Origin of the sequence: Synechococcus sp. F70.1, assembly GCF_047502745.1 — a bacterium.
Taxonomy (GTDB): Bacteria; Cyanobacteriota; Cyanobacteriia; order Thermostichales; family Thermostichaceae; genus Thermostichus.
The window spans coordinates 1-4592 of record NZ_JANSJL010000089.1 but is presented as its reverse complement, the minus strand read 5'-3'; the positions used below and the strand labels follow the sequence as shown (position 1 = coordinate 4592).

Genomic DNA, 4592 nt, shown 5'->3' with positions numbered 1-4592 from the left:
CAACGCAAACACCAGAAATAAGCCGCCCCCCACCCAATGCACGGCGCGTTCAGAGATGTGAGCTGCTAAAAAACGACCTCCCACCACCGCCAGCCCCACCATCAGCCCATGGCCAAGGGTAGCCCCTGCCCAGACGCTCAATCCCGGTTGGGTGGCCGCCAAGGAGATGGTGGCAATCTGGGTTTTATCCCCGAACTCGGCCAAGGCCGTCAAGCTAAAGGCTTCCCACACAATGGCCCAAGCACCGCCGCGGCCCGCCCCTTTTTCTTCTGCCTGCTCCACCAGCCTGAGGGCTTCTTCCTCTTCTTCTTTTTCCTGCTGGGGAGTCATCTTGTAAGCTTGCCAGAGCATTCTCAGCCCAAAAGCCGCAAAAACCCCAGCCGACAACACTCGCACGCCCAGCGGCGGCAGCAGCTTGAAAAGCACCTTCCCGGCCACCACCGCCAGCAAGGTCATCACGGCCAAAGCCAGCCACGTCCCCAAGAAAACCCAGCGGCGCGGGTGTCGCATAGCCAGAATCAGGGGGGTAAAAAAGGTTTTATCCCCAAACTCCGCTACCGTAACCAACAGCAAACTTGACGCAAAACCAGCCCACATCGTTTAGCCTCCAACCTCTCTTGTGTGTGGAATCGGTTCACACCTAGAGGTGAAGGCTGGGAAAGTCAGACGGACTCACCAAGCTCACCTCTGCGTGAACTCAGTGAAAGTCTCGTCACCAAAGCAGCCTGCCGGGCTTGCTTTGTCTCTTGCACCGGGCTGTTTTTAGCCAGTATGTCGATGCAGAGGGCGGTAAGCCACCTGACTACTCCCTTTCCGTCTGAATGGTAGCATGCTGAGCTCCCAGTGGGAGTCATTCATCCAAGCATTCAAGAAAAGCTCTCCAATGGGATCCCCCAAGACTTGCTGTGCCTTGGCCGATATCAGCTAGAAATCGCAGGAGCCCCGCACTGTACCCGTAGGGTCAGTGCCGGGAGGAATGCGCTTTGATGAAGTTCAATGAACTTATGAGCCAAGTCCTGACCATATCCTGTAAGCTCAAGGCGTCCCAGTCGCAAGCCGCCAAATTGGACGCGACGATGGATGTCTTTGTGCAGGCATTGAACTGGGTCAACCAGAACACGCCGGAGAAGATCGTCAACGCGGTCAAACTGCAATCCCTTTGCTACTACGAGATTCGAGCCCGGTTCGGCTTGTCCAGTAACTTGGCTCAACAGGTGTGCAGACGGGTGGCAGGCGCTCGCAAAGTGGCGAGACAGCGCAACCGTCCGGTTAAAGAGTTCAAGCGTAGGTTCGTTACCTACGACGCACGTATCTTTTCATTCCGCGAGAAAGACTGGACGGTGTCGCTGACCACGGTTGAAGGGAGAGAACGCTTTGAGCTAGCCATTGGTAACTACCAGAGGGGAATGCTGGCTGGCTCTAACCCCAAATCGGCCACCCTAGTCCAGCGGAAGGATGGCTCCTACTACATCCAGATTTGCGTAGAGAAAAACCCGCCCAAGCAACAAGATACCGACAGGGTGATCGGGGTGGACTTGGGCAGGACGGATATCGCCCATACGTCAGAGGGGGACAACTGGAATGGACAGCAGTTGAACAGAGTCCGAGACCACTACTCCCGGTTGAGGGCGGTACTCCAACGCAAAGCCAGTAAGGGCACACGCAGTTCGCGGCGCAGATGCCGTCAACTGTTGCAACGGCTGTCTGGCAAGGAGAGACGCTTTCAAACGTGGGTCAATCAAGGTGCTCCACACCGCTAACGCGACCGCATCTCCAAAGCTATTGTCTCTAGGGCAAAGGCGACAAACAGCGCTATTGCTCTGGAAGACTTGACAGGGATCCGGGAAAGGGTCAATCAACAGCCACGCAGCAAAGCCGAGCGGCGTAGGACCAACAGTTGGGCGTTTTACCAACTACGTCAATTTCTGGAATACAAGGCTCTGCGTGCGGGGGTTGCTCTGATTCTTGTTCCGCCTGCCTACACGTCGCAGACCTGCCACCGGTGTTTGCACATTCATCCCGACCCTGCGCAATCCTACCGCAGTGGAAAGAAGTTTAAGTGTGGACACTGTGGATGGGAAGGGGATGCGGATTTGAATGGTGCGAATGTGATTGCGCTTTTGGGGGCTGCTGTAAACCAGCCTAGAGGTCAAGCCTACGGCTCGCTTCGCGAACGTGGTTGGCTTGCCAACTGCAGGGCTACCGTTCGCGCCAGCGGGCCGGAGGCCTTAAGCCCGCCCTGTACTGCGAAGCAGTCAGGGTCGGGTAGTTTACTTTTTCCACCCGGTTTTAGGGGCCAAGACCCGAGGCCGTGTTTACTCTGGATCCTGCTCTAACCGATGCTTGCCGAGCCACCTGCCCGCACCCCCAAGGGATCCCTCTCTCTTCTTCGGAAGTCCTGTCCCCAGCTTTTGTGGCGACTGCAGGGGTGGTATTGGCAGCAGGCGGGCATGGCCTGGGAGGCGGGGCTGGCTTGGTTGGCGTTGTGGCTTTGGGCTGGCGCAAGAGAGAGCGGCTGGCTGGAGTGTGCCGAGGAGCTGCTGCAAGAGGCTTGGGTGGCCGGCTATAGCTGGGCTGCCCTCTGGACAGCTTGCCAGGAGGGGGAAGATCCGCCGGGGACCGTCCTCCACCTGCGAGCCAGGGATCCCCGACCGCTGCGCCGGGAGGGGTTGATTTCCCTCCTCTTGCACCTGATGGCGCTGCTGGGGCTGGCTTGGTGGGGATCCCGGCCTTGATCAGACGCAGAACTCCGGATCCCAGTCACGCTTTTGCTGGAGGATCCCGAGCCACAGTTGCTCGAACCGGATTCAGAATCCATAGAATCTCTCCCACCAGAGCCAACAGCAGAGCCGCCCGGCCCGGCCCCGGAATCGCCCCCTGCAGACGATCTATCCCCACCGGAGCCTGTGCCCCAAGAGATCGAGATGCCAGCCATCCCGGAGGCTGAATCTTTGCTGGCCCTGCAAACTCCGACCCCTACACCCATTCCCACGGCAAAGCCAGAACCCACCCCTACTCCTCCACTGACCCCATTACCGACAGCCACCCCGCAACCCACTCCTCCGCCACAACAGCCCACCCCAACTCCGGCGGTCACCCCCACCTCTACCGCGACTCCACTCACCTCCGCCCCGGTCCCCTTAAGCACCCCTCTGCCCCGCTTTACCCCCTTGATCCAAGGGATCCGTTCCAGCGTAAAGACTGCCGCCGCTCCGCCTTCCCCCGGCAGCGAGAGCAGATTGGGGCCAAGGGATCCTGAAACTGGGACACCTGGCGGTATAGGTGCAGCCCAACCCCATTCCTCTGCCCCAACACCTGCCACCCCCAGTTCCTCCCCACCGACAGTGGCTGCCAACCCCCAGCCGGACATCCTGGCCCGCCCGATCCCCGGCCGCAATCCTCCGCCCCCCTACCCTCCTCAAGCTCGCCGTCTCGGCCAACAGGGGCAGGTGCTGCTGCGGGCCAAGGTCAATGCCCAGGGGCAGGTGCAGCAGGTGGAGATCGCCTCTTCCAGTGGGTTTCCCGCCCTGGATGGGGCAGCGCAGGAGGCGGTGCAGCGGTGGGAATTCAGCCCGGCCTTGAGAAACAACGCCCCCATCGAGTCTTGGGTGGTGGTGCCCATCCAGTTCACCCTCAATTGATTGCTGTTTGGGAATGGTTTTGGAGATTGTCTATGCTGTCTCGTCTTTCTCGCCGTCAACTGTTCGCCTTTGGTCTGGCCAGCGTGGGGGCCTGGGGAATGGGGCGTTTGGCCCAAGCCCAAGGTCGGATCCCTCAGGAGCCACTCCTGTCAGCGAGACAGAGTCCTTTTCGTCGGGTAGCCAGCCTCACCACCTTGACTGCCGATATCCTCTATCGCTTGGCCCCCGATAGGTTGGTGGGGATCCCTGCCGGTCGTTTGTTGGAGGAGGATCCCCGCTTCCAAGGCTTGACCCGCCTGGGGCTGGGCAACCAACCCAACCTGGAGCAGCTTGTGGCCCTACAACCGGACTGGGTGGTGGGGGCCAGTGGCTTTCACGAGGCTCTGGCAGAACGGCTGCAGGAGCTGGGGATCCCCACCTACCTCACCCGCGTGGACAGTTGGGCTGCTTTGGAAGAGACGATTGCCACCCTGGCTGCTGCTTTGGGGGCGGATCCCGATCCCTTGCTGCGGCAGTATGGATCCCTTTTGCCCCAGGAACTGCCCCGCGTTCGACCCAAAACCTTGCTCTTGGTGGGCACCCAGCCGATTCTTTCTCCCAACCGGCAAAGCTGGGCCGGGGATCTGCTGGAACGCTTTGGCGCGGACAATCTCACCGCTACTTTGCAAAGCCAAGGGCCTTTTCGGGGCTACGTCACCCTTTCGGCAGAGCGCATCCTGGAAGCCAACCCAGAAGTTCTGCTGGTGGTCAACCCGGAGGCGGCGGATCCCTTGGCGTTTTTCCGTTCCCGCCCCTTTTGGAATCGGTTGCAAGCCGTCCAAACTGGGAAAGTTTATGGATTTGACTACTACGGCTTGGTCAATCCCGGCACCCTGGAGAAGATCAGGGCAGCCTGTGAGCAGTTGGCTAGGGTTCTTTTGAAGGTGGGATAGAGGGGCAGTAAACGCTGTT

General features: G+C 59.7%; 4 protein-coding genes and 1 pseudogene. 4 read left to right on the top strand and 1 reads right to left on the bottom strand.

The annotated features are described in order from the left end of the window. On the bottom strand, positions 1 to 573 hold a 573-nt coding region (locus tag NW860_RS09225; RefSeq protein ID WP_414513788.1), incomplete at its 3' end, for a TMEM165/GDT1 family protein. Positions 574 to 1004: 431 nt separating this feature from the next. Here NW860_RS09225 and NW860_RS09220 point away from each other — a divergent pair. The 4 genes and pseudogenes from NW860_RS09220 (at position 1005) to NW860_RS09205 (ending at position 4573) form a co-directional block, all read left to right on the top strand. Next, positions 1005 to 2269, top strand: a pseudogene (locus tag NW860_RS09220) (RNA-guided endonuclease InsQ/TnpB family protein). 70 nt (positions 2270 to 2339) lie between these two features. Continuing rightward, positions 2340 to 2735: a hypothetical protein gene (locus NW860_RS09215; protein WP_414513786.1), complete on the top strand. Its 396-nt coding sequence runs from the start codon at positions 2340 to 2342 to the stop codon at positions 2733 to 2735. Between the two features lie 609 nt (positions 2736 to 3344). Beyond that, entirely contained in the window at positions 3345 to 3641 is a 297-nt protein-coding gene (locus NW860_RS09210; RefSeq protein WP_414513784.1) for an energy transducer TonB, read from the top strand. Positions 3642 to 3673: 32 nt separating this feature from the next. Continuing rightward, positions 3674 to 4573, top strand: coding sequence for an ABC transporter substrate-binding protein (locus NW860_RS09205; protein WP_414513782.1), 900 nt, complete (start codon positions 3674 to 3676; stop codon positions 4571 to 4573). Positions 4574 to 4592 lie beyond the last annotated feature (19 nt).